Below are 1,268 nucleotides of genomic sequence, written 5' to 3'. Positions count from 1 at the left end.
GGTTTCTTCACCCAATCCCTTGCCGATCGTGACCCCGAGCTATTTGGCTCGATCACATCCGAATTGGGCCGCCAGCGCGATGAAATCGAGCTGATCGCATCGGAAAACATCGTCTCTGCTGCTGTCATGGAAGCGCAGGGCTCGGTCATGACCAATAAATATGCCGAAGGTTATCCGGGCCGCCGGTACTATGGAGGTTGTCAGTTCGTCGACATTGCCGAAAATCTGGCTATCGATCGGGCCAAGCAGCTGTTCGGCTGCGAGTTCGCCAATGTCCAACCGAATTCGGGGTCGCAGGCGAACCAAGGTGTCTTTCAGGCGCTGATCAAACCTGGCGACACGATTCTGGGTATGAGCCTGGATGCAGGTGGTCACCTGACCCACGGTGCAGCCCCAAACCAATCGGGCAAATGGTTCAATGCAGTCCACTATGGCGTGCGCAAGCAAGACAATCTGATCGACTATGATCAGATCGAAGCGCTGGCCAAAGAACACCAGCCCAAGCTGATCATCGCGGGCGGTTCGGCCATTCCGCGTATTATCGATTTTGCCCGCATGCGCGAGATCGCCGATATGGTTAGTGCGTACCTGCACGTGGATATGGCCCATATCGCAGGACTGATTGCGGCGGGTGAGCACCCCTCGCCCTTCCCGCACGCGCACGTCGCGACAACCACCACGCACAAGACGCTGCGCGGCCCCCGCGGCGGCATGATCCTGACCAACGACGAAGCGATCGCGAAAAAGGTAAACTCGGCAATCTTCCCCGGTATTCAGGGTGGTCCGCTGATGCATGTGATCGCTGGCAAAGCAGTAGCGTTTGGCGAGGCGCTGCGGCCCTCGTTCAAAGACTACATCAAGCAGGTTATTGTGAACGCTCAGGCCCTTTCAGATCAACTGATCAAGGGCGGTCTCGACACCGTGACCCATGGCACCGACACTCATGTTGTTCTGGTCGACCTGCGCCCCAAAGGTGTAAAGGGCAACGCGACCGAGAAAGCACTGGGTCGTGCGCATATCACCTGCAACAAGAACGGCGTTCCGTTTGACCCCGAAAAGCCAACTATCACCAGCGGCATCCGCCTTGGTTCTCCTGCTGGCACGACACGAGGTTTTGGAGAAGTCGAGTTCCGTCAAATCGCAGATTGGATCATCGAAGTTGTCGATGGTCTGGCCGCCAATGGCGAAGAAGGCAATGCCGCAGTCGAAGCAAAGGTCAAAGCCGAAGTCGCTGAGCTTTGCGCCAAGTTTCCGATCTATCCGAACCT

Annotated in this window: 1 protein-coding gene; it reads left to right on the top strand. The window is 56.9% G+C overall.

What is annotated here, in order from left to right:
• Nucleotides 1–1,268 (top strand): serine hydroxymethyltransferase (glyA, locus tag ACRZ91_RS22155; protein WP_480908647.1); only part of this gene is annotated, 1,268 nt, incomplete at both ends.

The sequence above is a fragment of the Ruegeria sp. O11 genome (genome assembly GCF_056535285.1).
The sequence above is the reverse complement of the archived record's forward strand: the minus strand, read 5'-3'. Positions and strand labels throughout refer to the sequence as shown.